At 67.7% G+C, this 26,069-nt stretch carries 23 protein-coding genes; 9 read left to right on the forward strand and 14 right to left on the reverse strand.

Annotation, left to right across the window (positions count from 1 at the left end):
- Positions 1 to 207 precede the first annotated feature (207 nt).
- From BSQ44_RS02860 to BSQ44_RS02870, 3 genes are all read left to right on the forward strand, one after another.
- Positions 208 to 1,749: a sensor histidine kinase gene (locus BSQ44_RS02860; protein ID WP_083534394.1), complete on the forward strand. Its 1,542-nt coding sequence runs from the start codon at positions 208 to 210 to the stop codon at positions 1,747 to 1,749.
- Positions 1,750 to 1,868: 119 nt separating this feature from the next.
- The gene (locus BSQ44_RS02865) at positions 1,869 to 2,891 is read left to right on the forward strand and encodes an SDR family oxidoreductase (RefSeq protein ID WP_072601850.1); all 1,023 of its coding nucleotides are present in this window, start codon (positions 1,869 to 1,871) and stop codon (positions 2,889 to 2,891) included.
- Positions 2,892 to 2,942: 51 nt separating this feature from the next.
- Positions 2,943 to 4,736 carry a glycoside hydrolase family 15 protein gene (locus tag BSQ44_RS02870; RefSeq protein WP_072601851.1) on the forward strand — a complete coding sequence of 598 codons (1,794 nt, stop codon included), beginning with the start codon at positions 2,943 to 2,945 and terminating at the stop codon, positions 4,734 to 4,736.
- 187 nt (positions 4,737 to 4,923) lie between these two features.
- Here the strand turns inward: BSQ44_RS02870 and BSQ44_RS02875 are convergent, their stop codons facing one another.
- The 6 genes from BSQ44_RS02875 to ubiE are packed head-to-tail and all read right to left on the reverse strand — an operon-like array spanning position 4,924 to position 9,840.
- Entirely contained in the window at positions 4,924 to 5,490 is a 567-nt protein-coding gene (locus tag BSQ44_RS02875) for a GNAT family N-acetyltransferase (RefSeq protein WP_072601852.1), read from the reverse strand.
- 23 nt (positions 5,491 to 5,513) lie between these two features.
- Positions 5,514 to 6,755: a bifunctional phosphopantothenoylcysteine decarboxylase/phosphopantothenate--cysteine ligase CoaBC gene (coaBC, locus tag BSQ44_RS02880; protein ID WP_072601853.1), complete on the reverse strand. Its 1,242-nt coding sequence runs from the start codon at positions 6,753 to 6,755 to the stop codon at positions 5,514 to 5,516.
- A gap of 16 nt (positions 6,756 to 6,771) precedes the next feature.
- Positions 6,772 to 7,182, reverse strand: a complete 411-nt coding sequence (locus tag BSQ44_RS02885) for a type II toxin-antitoxin system VapC family toxin (protein ID WP_072601854.1) — start codon at positions 7,180 to 7,182, stop codon at positions 6,772 to 6,774.
- Positions 7,179 to 7,421 (reverse strand): FitA-like ribbon-helix-helix domain-containing protein, encoded by a 243-nt coding sequence (locus BSQ44_RS02890; RefSeq protein WP_072601855.1) that lies wholly within the window; start codon positions 7,419 to 7,421, stop codon positions 7,179 to 7,181. Before BSQ44_RS02890 ends, BSQ44_RS02885 begins: the two co-directional genes overlap by 4 nt.
- A gap of 60 nt (positions 7,422 to 7,481) precedes the next feature.
- The gene (gene ubiB / locus BSQ44_RS02895) at positions 7,482 to 9,050 is read right to left on the reverse strand and encodes a 2-polyprenylphenol 6-hydroxylase (protein ID WP_072601856.1); all 1,569 of its coding nucleotides are present in this window, start codon (positions 9,048 to 9,050) and stop codon (positions 7,482 to 7,484) included.
- 13 nt (positions 9,051 to 9,063) lie between these two features.
- Complete coding sequence (gene ubiE, locus BSQ44_RS02900; protein ID WP_072601857.1) at positions 9,064 to 9,840, reverse strand: bifunctional demethylmenaquinone methyltransferase/2-methoxy-6-polyprenyl-1,4-benzoquinol methylase UbiE; 777 nt, start codon at positions 9,838 to 9,840, stop codon at positions 9,064 to 9,066.
- A gap of 109 nt (positions 9,841 to 9,949) precedes the next feature.
- On the opposite strand from ubiE, the gene BSQ44_RS02905 reads away from it, so the two are divergent.
- From BSQ44_RS02905 to BSQ44_RS02930, 6 genes are all read left to right on the forward strand, one after another.
- Complete coding sequence (locus BSQ44_RS02905) at positions 9,950 to 10,924, forward strand: adenosine deaminase (RefSeq protein WP_072601858.1); 975 nt, start codon at positions 9,950 to 9,952, stop codon at positions 10,922 to 10,924.
- 104 nt (positions 10,925 to 11,028) lie between these two features.
- A complete protein-coding gene (locus tag BSQ44_RS02910) occupies positions 11,029 to 11,538 on the forward strand; it encodes a 2Fe-2S iron-sulfur cluster-binding protein (protein WP_072601859.1) in 510 nt (169 codons plus the stop codon).
- A complete protein-coding gene (locus BSQ44_RS02915; protein WP_072601860.1) occupies positions 11,535 to 12,512 on the forward strand; it encodes an FAD binding domain-containing protein in 978 nt (325 codons plus the stop codon). Before BSQ44_RS02910 ends, BSQ44_RS02915 begins: the two co-directional genes overlap by 4 nt.
- Before the next feature lie 3 nt (positions 12,513 to 12,515).
- Complete coding sequence (locus tag BSQ44_RS02920) at positions 12,516 to 14,729, forward strand: xanthine dehydrogenase family protein molybdopterin-binding subunit (protein WP_072601861.1); 2,214 nt, start codon at positions 12,516 to 12,518, stop codon at positions 14,727 to 14,729.
- Positions 14,730 to 14,848: 119 nt separating this feature from the next.
- The gene (upp, locus tag BSQ44_RS02925) at positions 14,849 to 15,478 is read left to right on the forward strand and encodes a uracil phosphoribosyltransferase (RefSeq protein ID WP_072601862.1); all 630 of its coding nucleotides are present in this window, start codon (positions 14,849 to 14,851) and stop codon (positions 15,476 to 15,478) included.
- Between the two features lie 120 nt (positions 15,479 to 15,598).
- Complete coding sequence (locus BSQ44_RS02930) at positions 15,599 to 16,165, forward strand: TIGR02281 family clan AA aspartic protease (RefSeq protein WP_072601863.1); 567 nt, start codon at positions 15,599 to 15,601, stop codon at positions 16,163 to 16,165.
- 24 nt (positions 16,166 to 16,189) lie between these two features.
- On the opposite strand, the gene deoA is transcribed toward BSQ44_RS02930, so the two are convergent.
- The 8 genes from deoA to BSQ44_RS02970 form a co-directional block, all read right to left on the reverse strand.
- A complete protein-coding gene (gene deoA, locus BSQ44_RS02935; protein WP_072601864.1) occupies positions 16,190 to 17,509 on the reverse strand; it encodes a thymidine phosphorylase in 1,320 nt (439 codons plus the stop codon).
- Between the two features lies 1 nt (position 17,510).
- A complete protein-coding gene (locus BSQ44_RS02940) occupies positions 17,511 to 19,934 on the reverse strand; it encodes an aldehyde dehydrogenase family protein (protein ID WP_072601865.1) in 2,424 nt (807 codons plus the stop codon).
- A gap of 2 nt (positions 19,935 to 19,936) precedes the next feature.
- Positions 19,937 to 20,941, reverse strand: coding sequence for a deoxyribose-phosphate aldolase (deoC, locus tag BSQ44_RS02945; RefSeq protein WP_083534941.1), 1,005 nt, complete (start codon positions 20,939 to 20,941; stop codon positions 19,937 to 19,939).
- Between the two features lie 5 nt (positions 20,942 to 20,946).
- Positions 20,947 to 21,741, reverse strand: coding sequence for a purine-nucleoside phosphorylase (locus BSQ44_RS02950; RefSeq protein ID WP_072601866.1), 795 nt, complete (start codon positions 21,739 to 21,741; stop codon positions 20,947 to 20,949).
- Positions 21,742 to 21,754: 13 nt separating this feature from the next.
- The gene (cdd, locus tag BSQ44_RS02955; RefSeq protein ID WP_072601867.1) at positions 21,755 to 22,159 is read right to left on the reverse strand and encodes a cytidine deaminase; all 405 of its coding nucleotides are present in this window, start codon (positions 22,157 to 22,159) and stop codon (positions 21,755 to 21,757) included.
- Between the two features lie 187 nt (positions 22,160 to 22,346).
- A complete protein-coding gene (locus BSQ44_RS02960; RefSeq protein ID WP_072601868.1) occupies positions 22,347 to 23,309 on the reverse strand; it encodes an ABC transporter permease in 963 nt (320 codons plus the stop codon).
- A gap of 1 nt (position 23,310) precedes the next feature.
- On the reverse strand, positions 23,311 to 24,450 hold the full coding sequence (locus BSQ44_RS02965) for an ABC transporter permease (protein ID WP_072601869.1): 1,140 nt from the start codon (positions 24,448 to 24,450) through the stop codon (positions 23,311 to 23,313).
- Positions 24,451 to 25,983: an ABC transporter ATP-binding protein gene (locus BSQ44_RS02970; RefSeq protein WP_072601870.1), complete on the reverse strand. Its 1,533-nt coding sequence runs from the start codon at positions 25,981 to 25,983 to the stop codon at positions 24,451 to 24,453.
- Positions 25,984 to 26,069 lie beyond the last annotated feature (86 nt).

Consider the following 26,069-nt stretch of genomic DNA (forward strand, 5'->3'; position numbering starts at 1 on the left):
TGGCCGGTTCCGGCCGTCCGGCTCTATTTTCGCTACTTCAGGGAAACTCGCTCCGCAGGCAAAAGTTCACGGAGCCCGCGGCTTCGATCGGCGCCAGCGTGGTCCTCGACCAACCGCGATGCATGCGCGCGGGATGCGAATGGCTTCAAACCGGCGGCGAAAGACACTACCTTCCTGATTCGAGGAAGCAGGATTGGACGAGTTGCCATGAGAATGAGGACGCCGCTGGCGGCGCTTGGGCTTGCGCTGGCGTTTTTCCTCGTCGTCATCTCCATCGGCGGTCTGTTCGTATGGCAGGGCTATCGCGATACGCTGAACCGGGGTGAGCAGCGCGCCGCGGCTGCGGCCGAGACGATCGCCGCGCATTTCCAGTGGATCGTGGAAGCCAGCCGCCAGGCGCTCGGCCGCATCGACGACACCATCGGCTTCCGCCCCGAACTCCTGAGTTCCGCCGAACTCGGCGACATGGACGACGCCGTCGCGGGGCTGCCGGACAACGTCGTGGTTCGCGTCTTCGACAGGAGCGGCCGCGAAATCCTGTCGACCGCTCCCTCGGAGGAGGAGGTGACGATCGGCGACCGCAACTATTTTCAGGCGCTTCGCGATGGCGAGAGTTTCGTCATCTCCAGGCTCCTCGTCGACCGCGCCACCAACCGCCAGAGCTTCGTGATCGGGCGGCGCCTCGTCCGGGACGGAGAGTTCGCCGGCATCGCCGCGCTCATCGTGCCCTCCGATCTCATCGCCGACTTCTGGGTGTCGTTGAACCTCGGCAGCGGTTCCGCGGCGAGCATCGTAGGCGACGACGGCTGGCTCGTCACGCGCTTCCCCTCGCTGGAAAGTTCGATCGACCTGAGCAATCACATCCTCTTCACCCGCTATCTGCCCGAAGCGCCGTTCGGCAGCTATCGTTCGGAGGCATCGCCGGCCGACGGCACCTCCCGGCTGGTGGGTTATCACCGCGTGGCAGGCGCACCGCTGATTGCTTTGGCCGCCGTCTCCACCGATGCTGTCCTGGCCGATTACCGCTCGCGGATGCTCGGCATCGGCATCGGCGCCATCCCGATCCTCCTCGGCCTCGCCGGATTCGCCGGCTGGGTGTTCCGCCTCCTCGTCCACGACAGTCGCCGCCGCGAAGAGCTGGAAGACGCGCTGGCGCAGAACCGTCTCCTGCTGCGCGAGGTGCATCACCGGGTGAAGAACAACCTCCAGACTGTCACGTCGCTCATCAGGCTGCAGCCGCTTCCGCCCGATTCCAAGCGCGATCTGGCCGGCCGCATCGGCGCCATGGCCGCCGTCCACGAGCAGATCTACCGCTCCGACCGGCTCGAGGCGATCAAGCTCGACCACTACATCCGCAACATAGCCGACGGCGTTCGATCCTCCTTCGACGGCTCGAGCGAGTTGCGCTTCGACATGCAGCCGGTAGAGCTCGATCCCGAGCGCGCCATGGTGGTCGGCCTTCTGGTCACGGAAGTCGTTTCGAACTCGCTCAAGCATGCCTTCCCCGGCGGAGCCAAAGGCACGATCACGATCAGGCTCGACGCCGAGGGCGACGATGTCCGCCTCGCCATCCGCGACGACGGCGTCGGCTTCGGCGAACCGCGCGAGCGGAGCGGCCTTGGCATGCGGCTGATCGACAGCTTCGTTCGGCAGCTGGAAGGAGAACAGCGGCTGAAGGGGGAGGGCGGCCTCGATTTCGAGGTTCGCTTCCCGCTCGCCAATCCGGTAGCGAGCACGTTCAAGGCCTAGACGGGCATCGCCCGGAACCGGCCGGCGCTTCGCCTGTTATGCCGGAAGGAAGCACGCAGGCGCAGACCAGCTCGCCGGCGGCAGCGGCTTGAATGAAAACGATATCCCGAGAGGCAAAGATGCTCCGATCCGATAACAACGGTCCGGTGGAGGTCGTCGTCGTCACCGGTGCCACCGCCGGCGTCGGCCGCGCCACCGCGAGGCATTTCGCCAGGTCCGGAGCACGGCTCGTGCTCATCGCCCGCGATCCGGTCGCACTGGAAGAGACCCGCGCCGAGATCGAGGAACTCGGAGCCGAGGCCATCGCCATTGCCGCCGACGTTGCCGACGCGGATGCCCTCTTCGCCGCGGCCGACCATGCGGTGGAACGCTTCGGCGGCATCGACATCTGGATCAACAACGCCATGGCGACGGTGTTTTCGCCCGTGGCGAAGATCACGCCTGAAGAATTCCGCCGGGTGACGGAGGTCACCTATCTCGGCTTCGTCCACGGCACGATGGCGGCCCTCAGGTACATGTCGGCCCGCAACCGCGGCACCATTCTCCAGGTCGGCTCGGCGCTCGCCTATCGCGGCATCCCGCTGCAGGCCGCCTATTGCGGCGCCAAGCACGCGATACGCGGCTTCACCGATTCCCTGCGCACGGAACTGATCCACGACGGCAGCGCCATCCATCTGGTCATGGCGCACCTGCCGGCGGTCAACACTCCGCAGTTCGACTGGGCGCGCACGCACATGGATCACGAGCCGCGCCCCGTGCCGCCGGTCGTCCAGCCGGAGGTCATCGCGGCGGAAATCTACAAGGCCGCGCATGGCCGGCGCCGCGAGATCTGGATCGGCAAGAGCACCATCGAGGTCATTCTCGGCAACGCGCTGGCGCCCTGGTTCCTCGACCGGTACCTCGCGCGCAACGCCTATGACGGACAGTCGACCGACCGGCCCGTCGTGCCGGAAAGGCCCGACAATCTGTTCGGCCCGGTCCCCGCGCTTCACCGCACCCGCGGCTCCTTCGGTGCCGAGGCGAGCACTTCCGCCATCGCGGTCCCCGAACGCGGGTCCCGCACCACCGCCGCCGTCGCCGCCATCGGGCTGGGCCTCGTCGCCGGGATGCTACTCGAAGGAGCGATCGGCCGCAGGTCGTGATGCGGCGGTCGACATCGACATGAGGCTTCACGTCTGCCAACTGTGAACCCCATGCGCATCGAAGACTACGGACTGATCGGCAACGGCGAGACGGCCGCACTCGTCAACCGCGACGCCTCGATCGACTGGCTGTGCTGGCCCCGTTTCGATTCCGAAGCCTGCTTCGCGGCGCTGCTGGGCGATCCCGGCAACGGTCAATGGTCGATAACCCCCGAAGCGCCCGTCACAGCGCGCAGCCGCCGCTACAGGGGCGATACGCCCATCTTGGAAACGACGCTCGAAACCGCGAGCGGCGTAATCCGCATCATCGACTTCATGCCCGTCGATCAGGGCACGCCGGCGCTCATCCGCATCGTCGAGGGCGTCCGTGGCACCGTTCCCGTCGGCATGAACCTTTGCCTGCGCTTCGGCTACGGCTCGCGTGCGCCCTGGCTGCGCAAGGAAGCCTCCGGGGACATGAAGGCGATCTCCGGCCCGCATGCCGCCGTGCTGCGCAGCACGGTCGATTTCGCCATCGATGATCACTCCGCCATCGGAAAATTCACCGTCTCCGAGGGGCAGCGGCTCGACTTCGTCCTCGCCTACGGCCCCTCCTTCGAGCCGCCGCGCGTCTTCCCCGATGCCGCGGCGGCGATGGAACAGACGGAACGCTTCTGGCACGACTGGTGCAAGTGCTGTACCTACCAGGGCGCGTGGGGGGAGCCGGTCAGGCGCTCGCTGATCACCATCAAGGCTCTGATCTATGGCCGCACCGGCGGTATCATCGCCGCCCCGACCACCTCGCTTCCCGAACAGGCCGGCGGCGCGCGCAACTGGGACTACCGCTACTGCTGGCTGCGCGACGCCACCTTCGTGCTCCTGATGATGATGTCGGCCGGCTACCGCGAAGAGGCCGAGGCCTGGACCGACTGGCTGCTGCGGGCCGTCGCGGGCTCCTCGCATCAGGTGCAGCCCCTCTACGGCGTGGCGGGAGAGAACTGGATCGGCGAGCGGGAGGCCGACCATCTCGCCGGCTTCAACGGCGCCCGCCCGGTACGCATCGGCAATGCCGCTTTCCGGCAGCGCCAGATCGATGTCTTCGGCGAGGTGATGGACGTCATGCACCACGCGCGCCGCTCCGACTTCTCGCTGCGCGAGGCCGACTGGACCCTCCAGACCTCGCTCGTGAACTATCTCGAGGAAATCTGGAATCAGCCCGACGAGGGCATCTGGGAGGTGCGCGGCGGCCCGCGCCACTTCGTCCACTCCAAGGTCATGGCCTGGGTCGCATTCGACCGCGCCGTCAAGGCGATCGAGGGCTTCGGCCTCGAAGGTCCCGTCGAACGCTGGTCGCGCATCCGCGACGAGATCCACGCGCAGGTCTGCGAGCGCGGCTTCGACGCCCGGCGCGGCGCCTTCGTCCAGTCCTACGGGTCGAAGGAACTGGACTCCTTCACCCTCCTCATCCCGCTGGTCGGCTTCCTGCCGGCCGACGACCCCAGGGTCACCGAAACGGTCCGCGCGATCGAGAAGGAACTCACCGTCGACGGCCTCGTGCTGCGCTACAGGACCGAGCACACCGACGACGGGCTGCCACCCGGCGAGGGCATGTTCCTCGCCTGCAGCTTCTGGATGGCCGACAACTACATCCTGCAGGGTCGTTACGCCGATGCGCGGAAGCTCTTCGAGCACCTTCTGTCGCTGCGCAACGATCTCGGCCTCTTGGCGGAGGAATACGATCCGCGCACGAAGATGCAGATGGGCAATTTCCCGCAGGCCCTGTCGCATCTGACGCTGGCAGCTACCGCGCTCAACCTCGACCATGCCTCGAGCCCCACCCGCGAGCGGTCCGAGGAAGGCAGCTAGCTCATCCGGTCGGCGGACGTGCCGCCCGGGGGTCGCCTCTCTGCTCGGCGACGTCCCCGCGCCCATGTCCGGCCGAGGCTCAAAGTGGGGTTTGCGAAGCCCGGCGCATTTGCGCAGACGCCATGACCCCCAGTCCGGACTCGCGCTCATGCGCCCGGCGACCGGCTGAGGCAAAGCGGCGTTCGCCCTATCCGGCCCGTACCTGGGAATCCGTAGGTCGTTGCCGCGTCAGGATCAGGGTCGGAGCGTCATGGTAGCGGGCCGCGATCGCGTTGCGGTAACCGAAGTACCGCGCCACCCGAAGCGAGGACTCGTGGTCCGGATGGATGATGCAGACGATCGTTTTCGAACGAAGCTGCGCGTCGCCCCAGGCGTGGATCGCAGCAAGGGCTTCGCGCGCCAGGCCTTGGCCGTGGAACTCCGGCCCGAGCAGCCATCCTGCTTCCGGCGTTCCGTCGAACGCGGGCTCGATGTCGCGTCGCAAATCGTGGAAGCCGGCCTCTCCCGCCAGCTGGCCGCTCGCCCGGTCCTCGATCGCCCAGAAGCCGAAGCCGAGCACCCGCCAGTGGCCGACCTGGCGCAGGAGCCGGATCCAGCTCTCTTCCCGCGTCAACGGCCGGCGGCTCGTATATCGCACCACGATCGGGTCCGCCCATAGAGTGGCATAGGCTTCGTGGTCGCGCGCCTCGAGCGCGCGCAGGATCAGCCGCTCCGTCTCGATCACGGGCGCGCAGGCGAATTCAGTTTCATCCATGATGGTATCCAGACGGAGAGGCCTTACTGCCCGGACCCGGCCCGCCCCGACAGCCGCTCCGCGACGAGCGCCGCTAGCTTGTCAGCGACGTCGCCCTTGGCCATCTCCGGCCACTCCTCGACGCCTGAGCGGGAGACGATCCGCACCCGGTTACGGTCGCCGCCCATGACGCCGCCCGGTCCGATGCCGCTTCCATGCGAGACGTCGTTGGCGACGATCAGGTCGGCGCCCTTGCGGTCGAGCTTGGCCTGGGCGTTGGCCAGGAGGTTCTCGGTCTCCGCCGCGAAGCCGATCACCAGCGCCGGCCGCTTCTCGTGATGGCCGACGGTGGCGAGGATGTCCGGGTTCTCCACCATCTGCAGCGCCGGAGGGCCTTCGCCCTTCACCTTCTTGATCTTCTCGCCGGCCGAATCCGCCGTCCGCCAGTCCGCCACCGCCGCGACGAAGATCGCGGCGTCCGCCGGCAGCAACGCCTCGACCGCGTCGCGCATCTGCCGCGCAGTCTCGACATGCACCGTCCCGACGCCGGCGGGATCAGAAATGTTGACCGGTCCCGACACGAGGTGCACGTCGGCTCCGAGAGCGGCGAGCGCGGCGGCGATCGCGTGCCCCTGCTTGCCCGACGAGCGGTTGGCGATGTAGCGCACCGGGTCGATCGGCTCGTGCGTCGGCCCCGAGGTCACGACGATCCTTTTGCCGGCAAGCGGCTTCAGTCGTCCGTCGAGCATGCCCTCGACCGCTGCCACGATCTCCAGCGGTTCGGCCATCCGCCCATCGCCGACCTCTCCGCTCTCCGCCATCTCGCCCCGCCCGGGACCGACCAGCGCGACGCCGTCGCCCTTCAGTGTTTCGAGGTTCCGCCGAGTCGCGGGGTGCGACCACATGCGCGGGTTCATGGCGGGTGCGATCAGCACGCGCTTGTCCGTCGCCATTAGCACCGTCGAGGCGAGGTCGTCGGCATGGCCGTTCGCCATCTTGGCCATCAGGTCGGCCGTCGCCGGCGCTACCACGATCAGGTCCGCCTCGCGCGACAGGCGGATGTGGCCGATGTCGTGCTCGTCCTGCCGGTCGAAGAGATCGGTGAAGACGTGATCGGCCGACAGCGCCCCGACCGACAGCGGGGTGACGAATTCCTGCGCCGCCCGCGTCATCACGCAGCGCACCCTCGCCCCCCGCTCGCGCAGCCGCCGGATCAGGTCGAGCGCCTTGTAGGCCGCGATCCCGCCGCCGACGATCAGAAGGATGCGCTTGTCGGAAAGGGTCATGGTGCCGGTCGCCTCGTCACGCCGGCTTCAATGCCGGTTCGATGTCGGTATGGATGAAATCGTTGCCCTTGAAAAGCAGGGGCAGGTTGCGCGTCCGGGCGAGGGCATAGGAGAAGCAGTCGCCCATGTTGAGCTTGGCCGGATGGCCCGAGCCCCTGCCGAACCGCGCATAAGCCTGGCGGCTGGCGGACAGTTGCTGCACGTCGAAGGGAACGATGACGGGGCCGATCAGGTCGAGCATCCTTTCCAGCCGTGCCGCGCCGTCGCGCAGCCGCTCCCCCGATGCGACACAGAACGCCTCGTGCACCGTCGCGGCGCTGATCTGCGCATTGACGTCCTCGTCGATGTAGCGCTTGAAACGGTCCGCGTCCGGTTCGGCGGCGAGGATCGCGATGAGCACCGAGCTGTCGAGGACGAAGCCGCTCACCGGAAGCTCTCGTCCCACATTTCGTCGGTGGTCCTCTTCTGGTCGAAGGGCTCATCTGGCGCGGCGCCGAGTTTCGTCAGTTCGTCGAAGATTGACGTCTTGCGCCGGGTGGCGCGGTTCACGCTCTCGGCCAGCCGCTCGCGGGCCTCCTGTTCCATCGACACGCCGCGCTCGGCCGCAAGCCGCCGCAGGCTGTGCTTCACTTCCGGATCGAGATTGCGGATCGTCAGGTTGGACATGGGATCGCTCCACCAGTCATGACGTCAATGTATGCATTGCATGCAATGCGGTCAACGCAATCACGCCACCTGCCAGGCGATCCACACCAGCGCCAGCGCGATCACCCACAGCGCCACCCGCCCGGACCGCGTGTGCCGCGCCTCCGCCTTGCCGATCGCGCGCGCGGTCTCATCGTCGAAGCGCAACCCGTGCTCCGCCATGGCGTCGATCTCCCGCGACAGCCGTTCGGCGCGCGCGGCGAGTTCCGGCGCCTGGCGGGCGAGAGCCACCATCGCGCTCACCCCGTCGCGCGCGTCGGTCAGCAGGCCGCGCGGTCCGAGATTGGCCGCGATCCAGTCGCCCACCACCGGCTCGGCGGTCTTCCACATGTTGAAATGCGGGTCGAGCGAGCGCGACACGCCTTCCACCACCACCATCGTCTTCTGCAAGAGCACCAGCTCCGGCCGAGCGGCCATGTCGAAGAGTTCCGTCACCTCGAAGAGCAGCGTCAGGAGCTTGGCCATGGAGATCGTCTCGGCCGGCTGGCCGTGGATCGGCTCGCCGATCGCCCGGATCGCCTGCGCGAAGGCGGCGACGTCGTGTTTCGCCGGCACGTAGCCCGCCTCGAAATGCACCTCCGCCACGCGCCGGTAGTCGCGCATGATGAAGCCGTAGAGGATCTCGGCCAGGAACCGGCGCTCCTTCTTGCCGAGCCGGCCGGTGATGCCGAAATCGACCGCCACGATCGTCCCGTCCGCCTCCACGAACAGGTTGCCGGGGTGCATGTCGCCGTGGAAGAACCCGTCGCGCAGCGTGTGGCGCAGGAAATTCTGGATCAGGTTGGCGGCGAGCGCCGGCAGGTCGTGCCCCGCCTCGCGCAGCCCCTCGATGTTCGACATCTTGACGCCGTCGATCCATTCCAGCGTCAGCACGTCGCGCCCGGTGCGCTCCCAGTCCACCGTCGGCACGCGGAAGCCCGGATCGTCCCGGGTGTTCTCCGCGATCTCGGAAAGCGCCGCCGCCTCCAACCGCAGGTCCATTTCGATCTTGGTCGTCTGCGCCAGCGTCTCCGTCACCTGCACCGGCCGCAACCGGCGGGTCGCGGGGATGAAGCGTTCCTGCAAGCGCGCGGCGACGAAATAGCTCTCGAGGTCATGAAAGAAGCGCCGGCGCACCCCCGGACGGATAACCTTCACCGCGACGCGGCGTCCGCTCTCGGGAAGCGTGGCGGGATGCACCTGCGCGATCGACGCGGCCGCCACTGGCTCGCCGAGTGTCTCGAAAAGTTCCCTGACCGGCCGACCGAGCGAGTCCTGCACGGCAGCCACGGACTGGGCCTGCGGGAACTTCTCCATCCGGTCTTGCAGATTGGCGAGATCGAGCGCGATCTCGGTGCCCACAACGTCCGGGCGGGTAGCGAGGAACTGGCCGAGCTTGACGTAGGACGGGCCGAGCCGGGTTGCCGCTTTGGCGAAGCGCTCCGAGCGGTCGCGCCCGGCCGAGCGGCGGCGCGCCATAAGCCGCGCCACGCGCCACGCGGTCTTCGGCGGACCGGTCAGCTGGTCGCCCGGCAAGGCTGCCACCACGCCCTCGCGAACCATGATCCAGCCGGCCCGGGCGAGGCGGAAATAGGCGCCGACGGTGGTCATCGGATCAGGGCCTTCAAAGCTTCCAGCCGGAGTGGACCGCCGCGATGCCGGCCGAATGGTTGCGGTAGGTCACCCGTTCGAACCCCGCAGCCTCGACCATCCTGGCGAAGTCGTCCTGGTTGGGAAACTTGCGGATCGATTCCACCAGATAGCGGTAGGAATCGGCATCGCCCGTCACCGCCTTGCCGATCGCGGGGATGGCGTTGAACGACCACGCCTCGTAGGCCCGGTCCAGCATCGGCAGGTCGACGTCCGAGAACTCCAGGCACAGGAACCGCCCGCCCGGCTTCAGCACCCGGTAGGCCTCCGAAAGCGCCCGGTCGATCTTAGGCACGTTCCTGATGCCGAAGGCGATGGTGTAGGCGTCGAAGCTGTCGTCGGGAAACGGCAGTTCCTCTGCATTCGCCTCCACGAAGCCGACATTGTCGGCAAGCCCGCGCTTCTCGGCCCGCTCGCGTCCGACCGCCAGCATGGACCCGTTGATGTCCAGCACCGTCACCTTTGCGTGATGACCGGATGCCTCGACGATGCGGAAGGCGATGTCGCCTGTGCCGCCCGCCACGTCGAGGCTCGTCCAGCCGGCGCGCTTCGGCGGGTTCAGCCACGATACCATGGCATCCTTCCACAGCCGGTGCAGCCCGCCCGACATCAGGTCGTTCATCAGGTCGTAGCGCTTGGCCACCTTGTGGAAGACCTCGTCCACGAGCGGCTGCTTCTCACCGGCGGGAACGCTGCGAAAGCCGAAGGAGTTTTCCATTCCGCCGCGCGCGGTCGTTCTTGGTTCTGTCATCTGGTCATCCGTCGAATGCGCCGGGACCATAGCCGATGCGGCTGGCCGGCGCTATTGTTGTGGACGCGGTGAACCGCCGCGCCGAATTGAGAACGAAGAAGGAAACAAAATGGTCCTCAAGGCGGAGATTCACTGTCACATCGAAGGTGCCGCCTCGCCGGACCTCGTCGTGAAACAGGCGCAGAAATACGGCGCCGACGTGTCCGGCTTCATCCGCGACGGCGCCTTCGTCTGGGACGATTTCACCAGCTTCCTCGCCGCCTACGACCAGTCGGCCGATCTCTTCCGCGACGAGGGCGACTATGCCCGCCTCGCCGAGACCTATCTTTCCAGCCTGGCCCGCGACGGCGCGATCTATTCGGAATTCTTTACCTCGCCGGATCACGCCGAGCGCGCCGGTCTTTCGGCCGCCGCCTACACAGCGGGCCTCGCCGAAGGCATGCGCCGCGCTCGGGCGAAGACCGGCATCGAGAGCCGCATGATCGTCACGGGCGTGCGCCATTTCGGCGTCGAGTCGGTGGAAAAGGCGGCCCGCTTCGCCGCCCGCTGCGGCGAGCCTCTGGTCACCGGCTTCGGCATGGCGGGCGAGGAGCGCTTCGGCGATCCGGAGGACTACGTCCGCGCCTTCGAGATCGCCCGCGAGGCGGGGCTGGGCATCACCGTCCATGCCGGCGAGTTCGGCGGCTGGGAGAGCGTGCAGTCCGCCCTCGACCATTTCAGGCCCACCCGCATCGGCCACGGCGTGCGCGCCATCGAGAACCCGGACCTCGTCTCCCGGATCGCCGACGAGGGCGTGGTGCTGGAATGCTGCCCCGGCTCCAACGTCGCGCTGCGCGTCTTCGAAAGCTTCGAAAACCATCCCTTCCCGAAGCTGCGCGCCGCCGGCTGCAAGGTAACGCTCAATTCCGACGATCCGCCCTATTTCTGGACCACCCTGAAACACGAATACGAGATCGCGCGCGAGCATTTCGGCATGGACGACAAGGCCCTGACCTCCGTCACCCGCACCGCCATCGAGGCCGCCTATGTCGACAAGAAGACGAAGGCGTCGCTCCTCGCCCGGCTGGACGGCGCCAAGCGCTAGCGCCTTTCGGATCGGCTCCGCAGGGAACATTCCATCCGTGTCGGGATTGAAGGCGGGACGCGCTTCGCGCTCGCTCACCCAGCCCCCGCGCAAGGAATGCTCCCATGAAAACCGACCTGACGGTCAACGGCCGGACAAGAACCATCGAAGCCGACCCGCGCACCACCCTGCTCGATGCGCTTCGCATCCATCTTGGTCTTCCCGGCACGAAAAAGGGCTGCGACCACGGCCAATGCGGCGCCTGCACGGTGATCGTGGAAGGGCGGCGCATCAACTCCTGCCTCTCGCTCGCTTGCATGCACGAGGGCGACGACGTCGTGACCATCGAGGGCCTCGGCACGCCCGGCGCGCTGTCGGATCTCCAGAAGGCCTTCGTCGAGCACGACGGCTTCCAGTGCGGCTTCTGCACCCCCGGCCAGATTTGCTCGGCCACCGCCATGCTCGCCGAATTCGAAGCCGGTTGGCCGAGCCACGTCACCGGCGACGTCGCTGCCGATCCGGAGTTCTCCGTTGAGGAGATCGCGGAGCGCATGAGCGGCAATCTGTGCCGCTGCTCAGCCCATCCCAACATCGTCGATGCGATCCTTGACGCGGCCGGAAGGGCGCGCTCATGACCCCGTTCGACTATTCCCGCGCCGCAACTCCGGCCGAGGCCGCTCGGCTCGGCAGCGAAGGCGCGACCTTCATCGCCGGCGGCACCAATCTCCTCGACCTGATGAAGCTCGAAGTGATGACCCCCGACCGCCTGGTCGACATCAACCGGCTGGATCTCGGCGGGATCGAGGAAACGCAGGATGGAGGCCTGAGGATCGGTGCGCTGGTGCGCAACAGCGATCTCGCCGCCGACCGCCGCGTGCGCGATGCCTATCCCGTGCTCGCGGAAGCGCTGCTCGCCGGCGCCAGCGGCCAGCTCCGCAACAAGGCGACGACCGGCGGCAACCTCCTGCAGCGCACCCGCTGCTACTATTTTTACGACACCGCGATGCCCTGCAACAAGCGGGAGCCCGGCTCCGGATGCCAGGCCCTCGGCGGGGTCACCCGCCTGCACGCGATCTTCGGCGCCAGCGAACACTGTATAGCCACCCACCCCAGCGACATGGCGGTGGTCATGCGTGCGCTCGACGCAATGGTCGAGATCCGCTCGGCCGGCGACGAAGTGCGCCAGGTTCCGATCGGAGACTTCTACCGGCTGCCAGGCGATACGCCGCAGATCGAGAACGTGCTGGAGCCCGGCGACCTGATAACTGCGGTCGTGCTGCCGTCGCCTCGCGCCGGACGTCAGACCTACCGCAAGGTGCGCGACCGGGCCTCCTATGCCTTCGCGCTGGTCTCGGTGGCCGGCGTCCTCGACGTCGAGGACGGCCGCATCATGCGTCCGGCATTCGCCTTCGGCGGCGTCGCCCACATGCCGTGGCGCAACGCGGAGTTCGAAGCGATGCTCGATGGCCAGCCGTTGTCGTCGGACCTCTTCGACCGCGCGACCGCGCACCTTGTCGCCGACGCGAAGCCGCAGGACGGCAACGCCTTCAAGGTCCCGCTCCTGAAACGCACGCTGCGCGCCGTCCTGCGCGAACTGACGGAGGGCTGACCCATGACCCTGCACATCAAGATGGACGACAAGGTCGATGCCGATCGGCTGGAGGAGATGGTCCAGGGCGTCGTCGGCGAGCCCCTCGACCGGCCGGACGGTCCGCTCAAGGTGTCGGGCATGGCGCCCTACGCGATGGACGCGCTGCCCGATGGAAGCCTTTTCGGCGTACTCGTTCGCTCCACCGTGCCGGCCGGGCGGATGACAGGCGCCGACTCCGACGCGATAGAGGCGTTGCCGGGAATACGCGCGGTCGTCATCGACGATCGCTTCCTGCGCAATCCGGCGCAGGGCATGGCCGGCGCCGCGCCGGTCCAGGATCCCCACGCGATCGCATATTTCGGACAGCCGGTCGCGCTTGTCGTCGGGGAGACCTTCGAGCAGGCGCGCCACGGCGCGCTGATGCTCGGCCTGACGCTGGAATCCGACCGGGACGTCGTGGTCGCACCGGATTCTCCTGGCGTTGAGATCGAGACGCCCGAGAAGAAGCAGCAGTCCAGCGGCGATCTAGCCAAGGCGATGCGCGAGGCCGCCCACACGGTCGACGGGACCTACACGACACCCTCGCATGTGAGCGCCGCCATGGAGCCGCATGCCGCGATCGCCCGGTGGGACGGCGACGACGTCGTCCTGCGGGGCAGCTACCAGATGCTGCGCTTCAACCGTGCGGAACTGGCGGATTCGCTCGGCATCGACGAGAAACACGTACGCATCCTGTCGCCTTATGTCGGCGGCGGCTTCGGCTCCAAGCTCGGCATCGCGCCGGAGGCCGTCGCGGCCGCCATTGCCTCGAAGAAGCTCGGCGCGCCGGTCGCGGTGGCGATGAGCCGCCAGCAGGTCTTCGAGACCGTCATGCGCCGCTCCGAGACGAGCCAGCGCATCCGTCTCGCCGCCGACGCCGAAGGGCGGCTGACCGGCATCGGCCACGAGGCACTGGTCTCGAACCTGCCGGACGAAAAGTTCTCCGAGCCGGTCACCCAGGCAACCCCCTTCCTCTATCGCGGAAAAAACCGCGTGATCGGCCATCGCATCGCGCGCCTCCACCGCACTTGCGCCGGCTCCGTTCGCGCGCCCGGCGAAGCCGTCGGCGTCACCATGCTCGAGATCGCCATGGACGAACTCGCGGTGGCGAGCGGTATCGATCCGGTGGAATTGCGCCTGCGCAACATCCCCGACGAGGACCCGACCCAAGGCATCCCGTTCTCCTCCAACAAGCTCGCCGAGGCGCTGCGCATGGGGGCGGACAAGTTCGGCTGGGACCGCCGCAGTGCCGAGCCCGGCAGTGTGCGCGACGGCGAATGGCTGGTCGGCATGGGCATGGCCTCGGCCGTACGCGTCAACATGCTGATCGAAGCCAAGGCTCGCGTCACGCTGACATCGGACGGACGCGCCCGCGTCGAGACCGACATGACGGACATCGGCACCGGCACATACGCGATCCTGACCCAGGTCGCCGCCGAAATGCTCGGGCTTCCGGTCGAAAGCGTCGAAACGCGGCTCGGCGACACTGACCTTCCACCCGGCTCAGGCTCTGGCGGCTCCTTCGGCGCGGCCTCCAACGGCACCGCCGTGTTCCTGGCCTGCGAGGAGATCCGCCGCAGACTGTGCGACAGGCTTGGCTGCGAGCCCGGGGATCTGACGCTGAAGGACGGAAAGGCGATCACCGGCAACCGGAGCATCCCGCTCGCCGAAGTGCTGGCCGGCGAGACGATCGTTGCCGAAGGCCACGCCGAACCGGGCGAGGCGGAAGACAAGGTGCGGCAGGCGACGTTCGGCAGCTATTTCGCCGAGGTCGGCGTCAATTCGGTTACCGGCGAGACGCGGGTCCGGCGCATGCTCGGCGTCTTCTCGGCCGGGCGCATCCTCAACGCCAAGACGGCCCGCTCCCAGTGCTTGGGCGGCATGACTTTCGGCATCGGAATGGCGCTGACCGAGGAGATCTTCCACGACCCGCGCGACGGCCACATCGTCAACCGCGATTTCGCCGAGTACCACCTGCCGGTCAACGCGGACGTTCCGCAGATCGACGTGGTGCTGCTCGAAGAGCGCGACGCCTGGGCGAACCCGCTCCAGGCCAAGGGCATCGGCGAACTCGGCATCTGCGGGGCGGCGGCAGCGGTCGTCAATGCCATCCACAATTCATGCGGCGTGCGAGTGCGCGATCTTCCGGCCACCCTCGACAAGGTGATCGAAGGGCTGGAGCTCCAGGGGAGGTAAGCAGCCGTCCGGGGCGAACTTTAATCGGGAGTATCGGCGCTGCCGCGTTTCCCCTGCCGCGTCGATGCGGTAAGGGACGATGTTAGGCGTACGCGCACGATCCGAAGGAGCCCCGCACGATGAACGGCGTCACCGTGGTCAGTCACCCGCTTGTGCAGCACAAGCTCACGATCATGCGCAAGAAGGAGACGTCCACCGCCGGGTTCCGCCGCCTGCTGCGCGAGATATCCCTGCTGCTGGGATACGAGGTCACGCGTGAGCTGGAGCTGACGACCACGGAGATCGAAACGCCGCTCCAGACCATGCAGGCGCCGACGCTGGAGGGCAAGAAGCTGGTCTTCGCCTCTGTCCTGCGCGCCGGCAACGGGCTGCTCGAAGGCCTGCTCGACCTTGTGCCCGCCGCGCGTGTCGCCCATGTCGGCCTCTACCGCGACCACGACACGCTGGAAGCGATCGAATACTTCTTCAAGGCGCCGAGCGACCTCGCCGACCGGCTGGTGATCGTCGTCGATCCGATGCTGGCGACCGCCAACTCGGCCATCTCCGCGGTCGAGAAGCTCAAGCAGCGCGGCGCGACGAACCTGCGCTTCCTCTGCCTGCTCGCCGCACCGGAAGGCATCGAGCGCTTCACCAAGGCCCATCCCGACGTGCCGATCTTCACCGCGTCCATCGACGAGCGGCTGAACGAGAAGGGCTACATCGTGCCGGGTCTCGGCGATGCCGGCGACCGCATGTACGGCACCAAGTAGGCCGTTCAGGATTCGCTAACCACCGCCGTCGAAACGGCTTTGCGGCGCGCCCCGGCGCCCTCCGCTTAAGTTGCCTTCAACGGCTTTGACGCCATGATCGCCGCTCCTGAAAGGTGGATCATGACGCGCAAGCTGCTTGCACTCAGTGTCTCGGCCGGAATGGCGGCATCCGTGCCGCTGCTCTACCAGGCCAATCCCAACCTGTTCCACGACCTCGCCGCCGTGGGACTGACGCAGATCACCCCCGCCCCCGAGGAGGAGCGGCCGATCCCGGTCGTCAATCTTGCCGCCGTGCCGAGCCAGAAGCAGCTTACCGGCCGCCGCGTAGAACTGACGATGGGCTCGCGCGGCCACTTCACCGGCGAGTTCAAGATCAACGGCCGCCGCGTCGACGCGATGATCGATACCGGGGCGACGCTGGTCGCCTTCAACGAAGCCACGGCGCGCAAGGCCGGGATCAAGCTTTCTGCCGACGATTTCCGCTACCGGATCGAGACGGCGAACGGCGTCGCGCTCGCCGCCTCCGCCGATCTGGAATCCCTCGAGATCGGCCGCATCCGCGTCGAAGGTGTCAAGGCGGTGGTGCTGAAGGACCACGCGCTCAACGACATCCTCATCGGAATGAGCTTCCTGAACCGGCTCTCGAAGGTCGAGGTCGAGAACGGGGCGATGCTGCTGGAGCAGTAGGTCCGCCGCCGCAACCGCTGCAATTTATTGCGGCGCGCCGACATGGCGCAGCACCGGCTTGCCGGGGGAAGGCCGCTTTTCGCCCACCGCGTAGGCCTCGCGCACCGCCGCGATCGCCGCCTCCGCCGCCGCGTCGTCGCGCGCATGCACCATCGCCAGCGGAGCGTCGGGACCGACCTCGCCGCAGACCGGCGCCAGGTCGCTCAGACCCACAGCATGATCGATCGCGTCACCGGGTCTGGTCCGGCCGCCGCCCAGCGCCACGACAGCGACGCCGATGCCGCGCGTGTCGATCGCCGTCACGAACCCGCTCCCCGGCGCCGGCACCGCCTTCACGACCGGTGCCGCCGGCAGGTGCGCGCGGCAATCCTCCACGAAATTCGCCGGCCCGCCGAGGCTCGCTACCATCCGCCCGAACACTTCGGCCGCATTGCCGCCGTCGAGTGCCGCGCGCGCGGAAGCCTCGCCCTCCTGCCGCGAACCCGCGAGCCCGGCCGAAACCAGCATCTCGGAGGCGAGCGCGAGCGTCACCTCCTCCAGGCGCGGGTCGCGGGCGCGTCCGGTCAGGAAGTCGACCGCGTTGATCACCTCCAGCGCGTTGCCGGCCGCCGAGGCCAGCGGCTGGTTCATGTCGGTCAGCAGCGCCGTCGTGGCGAGCCCGGCGCCGTTGGCGACCTCCACCAGGCTCGTCGCCAGCGCCACCGCGTCGCGGCCTTTGGCCATGAAGGCGCCGTTGCCCGACTTGACGTCGAGCACCAGCCCCTTGAGGCCGGCCGCGAGCTTCTTCGACAGGATCGAGGCGGTGATCAGCGGGATCGATTCCACCGTCGCGGTGACGTCGCGGATCGCATAGAAGGGCTTGTCGGCCGGTGCGAGGTTGCCGGTCTGCCCGATGATGGCGCAGCCCACCTCCCGCACCGTCCGGCCGAAGAGGTCGTTCCCCGGCTGGCTGGTGTAGCCTGGGATCGAGTCCATCTTGTCCAGCGTGCCGCCGGTATGCCCAAGCCCGCGACCGGAGATCATCGGCACATAGGCGCCGCAGGCCGCCACGATCGGCGCCAGCATCAGCGAGACGTTGTCGCCCACCCCGCCGGTCGAATGCTTGTCGACGATCGGCCCGTCGAGGTCGTCCCACGACAGCACGTCGCCCGAATCGCGCATGGCGAGCGTCAGCGCCACCGCCTCCTCGCGGCTCATGCCGTTGAAGAACACCGCCATGGCGAGCGCCGCCACCTGCCCCTCGGTGACGCTCTCGTCCGCCAGCCCCTTCACGAAGAAGCCGATCTCGTCCGGCGTCAGCGCCTTCCCGTCGCGCTTCCTGCGGATGATTTCCTGAGGGAGCACGTCACACCCCGAACGGTGTCCAGATCGACTTGATGCGCGTCGCCCGGAACAGGAACTCCTCGCCCTGGCCTTGGCCCTGGCCCCCGTCGTACCAGTCGCGCGCCTTGCCGTTGTTCACCCACGTGGCCTTCAGATTGCCCGCCGACTCGCGTTCCACCATCGCGGACCCCTCCGCCGAACCGAAATACCAGCAGGCGGCGATGTCGTCGTGCTTCGCCATCACGCTTGCCAACTGGTCACGGTCGCCGGTGACGATGTTGACCACGCCGCCCGGCACGTCCGACGTGTCGAGCACTTGGTAGAGGTCGCAGGCCGCCAGCGGATGGTGCTGCGAAGGCGTGACGACGACCCGGTTGCCCACGGCGATCGCCGGCGCGACCAGCGACACGAAACCGAGCAGCGGCGCCTCGTCGGGACAGGATATGCCGATCACCTCAAACGGCTCCGGCAGCGCCAGCGCCAGCATGCGGGCCTGCGGCGCGCGCACGCGGCCGTCATACTTGTCGGCGCGAGACGCGTAATGGATGATCCGCGCCACCGAAGCCGCCACTTCGCGGCCCGCCTGCTTTTGCGACGCGCCCGTCATCTGCGCGATCCGCGCGGCGAACTCCTCCGATCGCAGTTCGAGGTTCTCGGCCAGGAACCACAGCACCTGCGCGCGCGCATGCCCGGTCATGTCCGACCAGGCGTCCGCCTTGCGCGCCGCCTCCACCGCGTTGCGGATGTCCTTGCGGTTGCCGTAGCCCGCCTCGGTGATCAGCCGCCCCTTGGCGTCGACCACGGGATAGGAGTAGCCCGAATCCGGCCGCGCCTGCTTGCCGCCGACATAGAGCTTTACCGTGCGGTCGAGGCTCGCGCGCGCGCCGCCCGGTCCGGCGTCGTCGTCGACCGGGACCGGCGCCGGCAGCGGCGTCGCGGCGGGGGCAGCCTTCGCCTTCTTTTCCCAGGCAGGCACCAGATATTCGAGCATGCCCTCGCGGCCGCCCTCGCGCCCGAAGCCGCTCTCCTTATAGCCGCCGAAGCCCACCGCCGCGTCGAACAGGTTGGTCGAGTTGATCCACACCACGCCGGCTTTCACCTTGCGCGCCGCGTCGAAGGCGACGTCGAGGTTCTGCGACCAGATCGACGCCGCAAGCCCATAGCGGCTGTTGTTGGCGAGCGTCACGGCCTCGCCCGGCGTGCGGAACGTCATCGAGACCAGCACCGGCCCGAAGATTTCCTCCTGCGCCAGGCTCGATGCCGGCGACACGCCGGTGAACAGGCTCGGCGGATAGAAGCAACCCTTTTCCATCGCCTTGGTGAAGTCGTCGTTGGCCCAGGACGGCTGCCAGAGGCTCGCCCCTTCCTTCACCCCGGCCTCGACCTTGGCCCGGATCGAGGCGATCTGCACCGGCGCCACCACCGCGCCGATGTCGGTCGACTTGTCGAGCGGCGGACCGACCCGAAGCGTCTCCATGCGCGCCTTCAGCTTGGCATGGAATTTTTCCGCGATGCCTTCCTGAACGATGGCGCGCGAACCGGCGCAGCACACCTCGCCCTGGTTGAACCAGATCGCATCGACCACGCCCTCGACCGCGGCGTCGATATCGGCCGTGTCGAAGACGATGAAGGGCGACTTGCCGCCGAGTTCGAGCGACAGCTTCTTGCCGGTCCCCGCCGTCTGGCGCCGCAGGATGCGGCCCACCTCGGTCGAGCCGGTGAAGGCGAGCTTCGCCAGCCCATCGTGTCCGGCCACCAGTGCGCCGGTCTTGCCGCCGCCGTTGACCAGGTTGAACACGCCCGCCGGCAGTCCCGCCTCGGCGCAGATCTCGGCGAAGGCGATCGCGGTCAGCGGCGTATGCTCGGCCGATTTCAGCACCATGGTGCAGCCCGCCGCCAGCGCCGGCGCCACCTTCCAGGCCAGCATCAGCAGCGGAAAATTCCACGGGATGATCTGCCCGCACACGCCTGCCGGCACATGGTCGGGAAACTCCTCGTCGCGCAACTCCGCCCAGCCGGCGTGGTGGTAGAAATGCCGCGCCACCAGCGGCACGTCGATGTCGCGCGTCTCGCGGATCGGCTTGCCGTTGTCCAGGCTCTCCAGCACGGCGAGAAACCGCGCATGCTTCTGAACCTGCCGCGCGATGGCGTAGAGATGCCGCGCCCGCTCGGTCCCGGTCAGGCCCGACCACTTGGCGAAGGCCGACGTCGCGGCCTTCACGGCGGCGTCGACCTCCTTCTCGCCGGCCTCTGCCACGTCGGCCAGCTTCTCGCCGTCCGCCGGGTTGTTGACCGCGAAGGTCTCCTTGCCGGGCTTCGTCAGCTTGCCGTCGATGAACTGGCCGAACCGCCCGCCGTGGCGCGCCAGCCAGGCGCGGACATGGCCGTCCTCCTCGGGTGCCGGACCGTATTCCATTGTGTCGAGGATGTTCACGATCTCGTTCATGCTCACGCCATCCCGTGCCGGTCGGCGGACGAATAGCGCCCGGTGACGAAGTGCTCGATCTGCCGCTCGATGTCGGTCAACAGCCCGCTGGCCCCGAAGCGGAAGAGCTCCGGCTCCAGCCAGTCGCGCCCGAGTTCCTCCTTCATCAGGAACAGCCAGGTGAGCGCGTCCTTCGCCGCACGGATGCCGCCGGCCGGCTTGAAGCCGACGCGCAGTCCCGAAAGCGCCAGATAGTCGCGGATCGCCCGCACCATCACGAGGCTGACCGGCAGGGTCGCGTTGACACCCTCCATGCCCGTCGAGGTCTTGATGAAGTCGGAGCCGGCCATCATCGTCACCATCGAGGCGCGGTAGACGTTGGTCAGCGTCTTCAACTCGCCCGTGGCCAGGATCGCCTTCATGTGCGCTTCGCCGCAGGCCTCGCGCATGCGGCGCGTCTCGTCGTAGAGCGCCTGCCAGTTGCCGGTCAGCACATGGGCGCGGGTGATGACGATGTCGATCTCCTGCGCGCCCTCCGCGACCGCGTAGCGGATTTCGGCCAGCCGCTGCTCGAACGGCGTGAGGCCGGCGGGAAAGCCGGTCGCCACCGAGGCGACGGGAATGCCGCTGCCGTCGAGCGCCTTTACCGCCGTGCGCACCATGGACGGATAGACGCAGACCGCGCCCGTCGTCAGCCGCCGCCCGGTCAGCCCCAGCGCCTCGACGAGATCGTCGCGCAGCGGATGGCGCGCCTTGGCGCAGAGCCGCTCGACGCGGCCGGGCGTATCGTCACCGGTCAGTGTCGTCAGGTCGATGCACTGGATCGCCTTGACCAGCCATGCCGCCTGCCACTGCTTCTTCACGGTGCGCCGCGTGCCGATGGTCGCGGCGCGGCGTTCGGCGGCCGACAGGTTCACCTCGGCGGCGTCGAACCAGTCGGCGTTGAGCGGCGTCCCGTCGTTGCGCGCGTGCGGCTGGTGAAGCTTCACCGGCCCGGCCGCCGCGGCGACGGGCTCTCCGGTTCTCATGTTCATCAAAGGTCTCCGATCGCCTTGCGCAGGATCGTGGCGAGGCGGGCGCCGCCTTGCGGCGCCATGTCCTTCGTCTCCTGATGCGACAGTTCCGCGCCGGTCATGCCGGCGGCGAGGTTGGTGATGACCGAACAGGCGGCGACGCGCAGGCCGAGGAAGCGGCCGAGGATCACCTCCGGCACGGTCGACATGCCCACCGCGTCGGCGCCGAAAGTGCGCGCCATGCGGATTTCGGCCGGCGTCTCGAAGGAGGGGCCCGAAAACCACATGTAGACGCCCTGGTTCAGCGGCGTGTCGGTGTCCGCCGCGGCCTTTTCCAGCGCGCCGCGCATGTCGGCGTCGTACGCGCCGGTCAGGCCGACGAAGCGCCGGTCGGTCGGCTCCCCGAACAGGGGATTCGAGCCCGAGAAATTGATGTGATCTGTTATCAGCATCACCGAACCCGGCCCCATTTCGGGGCGCAGCGATCCGGCGGCGTTGGTCAGCATCAGTTTCCTGATCCCCACGCCGGCCAGCGCCTCCAGCGCCGGGCGCATGGCGGCCGCGTTGCCGTGCTCGTAGTAGTGGGAGCGTCCCGCCAGCATCAGCACCGGCACGCCCGAAAACAATCCGCCGACGATCTCGCCCGCATGGCCAGAGACTCCGCTCTTCGGAAAGCCTGGCAGATCGCCGTATAGCACCCGCACCGGGTCCGAAACCTCCTCGACCAGGCCGCCAAGTCCCGATCCGAGCACGAGCGCGATCTCGGGCGCCAGCCCGTTCAGCTTCTCGACGAGATGGTCGACCGCGGTCTTCATGTCAGCCGGGTCCTCATTTCAGGATGTCTCCCTGGAAACCGAGCGGCAACATGGCGCCCAGCGTCGTGGTTTTGACTATACCCTGCTCGTTGCACAAATGCAGCCTCGTCTCCGGCCGGGCGAACTCCGCAAGCCGCTGGCGGCAACCGCCGCAAGGCGTTACCTGCGCCATGCGCTCCGCCACCACCGCCACCTCGGCGATCTCGCCGCCTCCATCCATGATGAAATGGGCGAGTGCCGTCGTCTCCGCGCACCAGCCTTCCGGATAGGACGCGACCTCGATGTTGGCGCCCGCGAACACCCGGCCGTCGCTGGTACGGATGGCGGCCCCGACCGGAAACTTCGAATAAGGAGCATAGGCCTTGGCCATCGCCGCCCTGGCGGCTTCGAAGAGGTCGTGGGATGGCGAAGTGGACATTGGATCTTTCCGGTCATGGGCAATAGGCAGTCGGCAGTCGGCAGTAGGCAGTAGCAGAAAGGGCATAGTCCTCGAGAGCTACGAGCATGCTTGCGCCAGTAGCGAACCTGCGGTTCGTTCCGACTGCCGACTGCCGACTGCCGACTGCCGACTGCCGACTGCCGACTGCCGACTGCCGACTGCCGCTCTATCTCTCCTTCACATACGCCACCCCGCCTGCCTTCGGCGGGATCGCCCTTCCGATGAACCCCGCAAGAAGGATCACGGTGAGGATGTAGGGCAGGGCCTGCATGAGTTGCACCGGCACGCGGCCGATCAGCGGGAATTCCGTTCCCTGGTAGCGGATGGCGAAGGCGTCGAGGAAGCCGAACAGGAGGCAGGCGAACATGGCGTTCACCGGTTTCCACTTGGCGAAGATCAGCGCCGCCAGCGCGATGAAGCCGCGCCCCGCCGTCATGTCCTTCACGAAGCCGGCATTCATGGCGAGCGCCAGATAGGTGCCGGCGAAACCGGTCAGCACGCCGGTGATCATCACCGCGCGGTAGCGCAGCCAGGTCACCGAGATGCCGGCCGTGTCGACGGCGGCCGGGTTCTCGCCGACGGCGCGCAGGCGCAGCCCGAAGCGGCTGCGGAACAGCACCCACCAGGTGAACGGCACCATGAAGAAGGCGAAGTAGGCGAGCAGCGAGTGCCCCGAGATGATGTCGGAATAGATCGGCCCCAGCACCGGCACGCCGCGCACCGCCTCTGCGCCGGGAAGATCGATCGCCCCGAAGCGCCCTTCCGGCGGAAGGGAGGGCGTTCGTCCGCCCTGGTGGAACCAGCCCTGGCCCAGGATGACGGTGGCCCCCGCTGCGATGAAGTTGATCGCCACGCCCGACACGATCTGGTTGCCGCGGTTGGTGATGGAGGCGAAGCCGTGCACCAGCGCCAGCATGCCCGAGACGAGGATCGCCACGCCGAGCCCCATCCAGGCGGACCCGCTGACCGCCGCCGCCGCGCCCGCGGCGAAGGCGCCGGCGAGCATCTTGCCCTCGAGCCCGATGTCGAATATGCCGGACCGCTCCGAATAGAGCCCCGCCAGGCAGGCGAGCAGCAGCGGCACCGATAGCCGGATGGTGGCGTCGAGAAGCTGGACGATCGTATCCATCTCAGGTCCCCTCCCGCCCTGCCGTGCCCATGCCCATCGAGCGCGGGCTCAGGCTCGCGAACGCCGCCTGCACGGCGGGCCGGAACATGTGCTCCAGCGCGCCGGCGAACAGGATCACCAGTCCCTGGATGATGACGATCATGTCGCGCGAGATGTTGGGCATGACGAAGGAGATTTCCGCCCCGCCCTGGTAGAGCATGCCGAACAGGATCGCCGCCGGCACGATGCCGGCCGGGTGCGAGCGTCCCATCAGCGCCACCGCGATCCCGACGAAGCCGGCACCGGTGACGAAGTCGAGCTGCAACCGGTGCTGGTCGCCCATGACGGGGTTCAGCGCCATCATGCCGGCCAGGCCGCCGGAGATCATCATGGTGATGACGATGATGCGTGCCTCGCCGATGCCGGCGTAGCGTGCCGCCTTCGGGCTGAAGCCCATGGTGCGGATCTCGTAGCCCAGCCTGGTGCGCCAGATCAGCGCCCACACCGCCACGGCCATCACCAGCGCAAGCAGGAAGGAGAGGTTGAGCGGCGTCGAGCGGATCGTCGCGCCGAACATTTCCAGCAGCCAGTCGAGCTTGGGCAGGTGCGCGTCGGCCGCGAAGGTGCGCGTCTGCGGCGCCATTGAGTTCAGCGGCTTCAGCGGGCCGACCAGCAGGTAGACCATCAGGCTGGCCGCGATGAAGTTGAACATGATCGTCGTGATGACGATGTGGCTGCCGCGCTTGGCCTGCAGATAGGCCGGGATCATCGCCCAGAAGGCGCCGATCGCAGCGCTGCCGATGATCGCCAGCGGAAAGTTGATCCACCAGGGAAACACCGAGTCGAAGCCGAGGCACACCAGCGCCACCCCCAGCCCGCCGACATAGGCCTGGCCTTCGCCGCCGATGTTGAACAGGCCGCAGTGGAAGGCGACCGCGACCGCGAGCCCCGTGAAGATGAAGCTCGTCGCGTAGTAGAGCGTGTAGCCGATGCCGGCCCCCGAGCCGAAGGCGCCCTTGATCAGCAGCGTGGCGGCCTGAATCGGGCTTTCGCCGACGAGCAGCACGACGAGCCCCGCCACGAGGAAGGCGACGACGAGATTGATGAGCGGGATCAGGCCGTAATCGGCCCAGGCCGGCAGCTTCGCGTAGGGTGTCGCCATCTACTCCGCCGCCTCCTGCGCTTCGACGCCGGCCATCAGCAGGCCGAGCTCGCCCTCGGTCGCGTCCGGCCCGCGCTCGCCGACGATGCGGCCGTCGAACATCACCAGGATGCGGTCCGACAGCGAGCGGATCTCGTCGAGTTCGACGGAGATGAGCAGCACCGCCTTGCCCTGGTCGCGCATGGCGATCAGCTGCTTGTGGATGAACTCGATCGCGCCGACGTCGACGCCGCGCGTCGGCTGGCCGACGATCAATACGCCCGGATCGTTCTCCATCTCGCGCGCCAGCACGATCTTCTGCTGGTTGCCGCCGGAAAAATTCGCCGTGCGCAGCCGGCAGTCGGCCGGGCGGATGTCGTACTTCTCGATCTTCTCGCGCGCGTCGCCGCGGATCGCGTCGATGTTCAGAAACGCGCCGTTCAGGAATTTCGGGTCGTCGTGGTAGCCCAGGATCGCGTTCTCGTTCTCCTCGAAGGGCAGCACCAGCCCGACATGGTGCCGGTCCTCCGGCACGTGCGCCAGCCCGCGCTTGCGCAGTTCGGCGGGATCGGCCGTGCCGGTCACGTCGATCGGATTGCCGTCCATGGTCACCGATCCGGTTTCCGCCTTGCGCGTGCCGGCAATCGCCTCGATCAGCTCGGACTGTCCGTTGCCGGCGACGCCCGCGATGCCGACGATCTCGCCGGCGCGCACGTCGAACGACACGTCGTCCACCATGGTGACGCCGCGCCCGTCCTTCACCGTCAGGTTCTTGACCGACAGCTTGAAATCGCCGGGCTTGGCCGCGCCCTTTTCCACCTGCAGCAGCACGCGACGACCGACCATCAGTTCGGCCAGTTCCTCCACCGTCGTCGAGGCCGTCTTGCGCGTCGCCACGATCGTGCCCTGCCGCATGACCGAGACGTTGTCGGTCACCGCCATGATCTCGCGCAGCTTGTGGGTGATGAGGACGATCGTCTTGCCCTGGTCCTTCAGCATGCGCAGGATGCGGAACAGGTGGTCCGCCTCGGGCGGCGTCAGCACGCCCGTCGGCTCGTCGAGGATCAGGATCTCCGCCCCGCGGTAGAGCGCCTTCAGGATCTCGACGCGCTGCTGCAGGCCGACCGGCAGCTGCTCGATCACCGCGTCGGGATCGACCTCGAGCCCGTATTCCTTCTCCAGCCGCTGCAGTTCAGACCGCGCCCGGGCAATGCCCTTGTTGAGCAGCGAGGCGCCTTCCGCGCCCAGGATGATGTTTTCCAGCACCGTGAAGTTCTCCACCAGCATGAAGTGCTGGTGCACCATGCCGATGCCGGCGGCGATGGCGTCGTTCGGTGTATGGATCGAAGCCTTCTCGCCCTTGACGAAGATCTCGCCGCTGTCGGCCTGGTAGAAGCCGTAGAGGATCGACATCAGCGTCGACTTGCCGGCGCCGTTCTCCCCGATGATGCCGTGGATCGTGCCCTGCGCGATCTCGATGTCGATGTCGCGGTTGGCGCGAACCGCGCCGAAGCTCTTGTTGATGCCTTTGAGTTCGATTGCAGCTTGCGCCATGCAACCGTTTCCCCTCGATTTTTTATCGTTTGGTCAAAACTGCTATCATGACCAGGAACGGTTGCCAATCTCCCGCCGCTACTCTC

Origin of the sequence: Aquibium oceanicum (genome assembly GCF_001889605.1) — a bacterium.
GTDB lineage: Bacteria > Pseudomonadota > Alphaproteobacteria > Rhizobiales > Rhizobiaceae > Aquibium > Aquibium oceanicum.

Bases quoted from the DNA above. Each gene is read 5' to 3' on its own strand.
- BSQ44_RS02920 (WP_072601861.1), top strand. From the start codon at position 12,516: ATGACCCTGCACATCAAGATGGACGACAAGGTCGATGCCGATCGGCTG.
- BSQ44_RS02940 (WP_072601865.1), bottom strand. From the start codon at position 19,934: ATGAACGAGATCGTGAACATCCTCGACACAATGGAATACGGTCCGGCA.
- BSQ44_RS02960 (WP_072601868.1), bottom strand. From the start codon at position 23,309: ATGGATACGATCGTCCAGCTTCTCGACGCCACCATCCGGCTATCGGTG.
- coaBC (WP_072601853.1), bottom strand. From the start codon at position 6,755: ATGACCCTTTCCGACAAGCGCATCCTTCTGATCGTCGGCGGCGGGATC.
- BSQ44_RS02965 (WP_072601869.1), bottom strand. From the start codon at position 24,450: ATGGCGACACCCTACGCGAAGCTGCCGGCCTGGGCCGATTACGGCCTG.
- BSQ44_RS02915 (WP_072601860.1), top strand. From the start codon at position 11,535: ATGACCCCGTTCGACTATTCCCGCGCCGCAACTCCGGCCGAGGCCGCT.
- BSQ44_RS02875 (WP_072601852.1), bottom strand. From the start codon at position 5,490: ATGGATGAAACTGAATTCGCCTGCGCGCCCGTGATCGAGACGGAGCGG.
- ubiE (WP_072601857.1), bottom strand. From the start codon at position 9,840: ATGACAGAACCAAGAACGACCGCGCGCGGCGGAATGGAAAACTCCTTC.
- upp (WP_072601862.1), top strand. From the start codon at position 14,849: ATGAACGGCGTCACCGTGGTCAGTCACCCGCTTGTGCAGCACAAGCTC.
- deoC (WP_083534941.1), bottom strand. From the start codon at position 20,941: ATGAGAACCGGAGAGCCCGTCGCCGCGGCGGCCGGGCCGGTGAAGCTT.
- cdd (WP_072601867.1), bottom strand. From the start codon at position 22,159: ATGTCCACTTCGCCATCCCACGACCTCTTCGAAGCCGCCAGGGCGGCG.
- BSQ44_RS02860 (WP_083534394.1), top strand. From the start codon at position 208: ATGAGAATGAGGACGCCGCTGGCGGCGCTTGGGCTTGCGCTGGCGTTT.
- BSQ44_RS02890 (WP_072601855.1), bottom strand. From the start codon at position 7,421: ATGTCCAACCTGACGATCCGCAATCTCGATCCGGAAGTGAAGCACAGC.
- BSQ44_RS02905 (WP_072601858.1), top strand. From the start codon at position 9,950: ATGGTCCTCAAGGCGGAGATTCACTGTCACATCGAAGGTGCCGCCTCG.
- BSQ44_RS02950 (WP_072601866.1), bottom strand. From the start codon at position 21,741: ATGAAGACCGCGGTCGACCATCTCGTCGAGAAGCTGAACGGGCTGGCG.
- BSQ44_RS02930 (WP_072601863.1), top strand. From the start codon at position 15,599: ATGACGCGCAAGCTGCTTGCACTCAGTGTCTCGGCCGGAATGGCGGCA.
- BSQ44_RS02870 (WP_072601851.1), top strand. From the start codon at position 2,943: ATGCGCATCGAAGACTACGGACTGATCGGCAACGGCGAGACGGCCGCA.
- BSQ44_RS02910 (WP_072601859.1), top strand. From the start codon at position 11,029: ATGAAAACCGACCTGACGGTCAACGGCCGGACAAGAACCATCGAAGCC.
- BSQ44_RS02865 (WP_072601850.1), top strand. From the start codon at position 1,869: ATGCTCCGATCCGATAACAACGGTCCGGTGGAGGTCGTCGTCGTCACC.
- ubiB (WP_072601856.1), bottom strand. From the start codon at position 9,050: ATGACCACCGTCGGCGCCTATTTCCGCCTCGCCCGGGCCGGCTGGATC.
- BSQ44_RS02970 (WP_072601870.1), bottom strand. From the start codon at position 25,983: ATGGCGCAAGCTGCAATCGAACTCAAAGGCATCAACAAGAGCTTCGGC.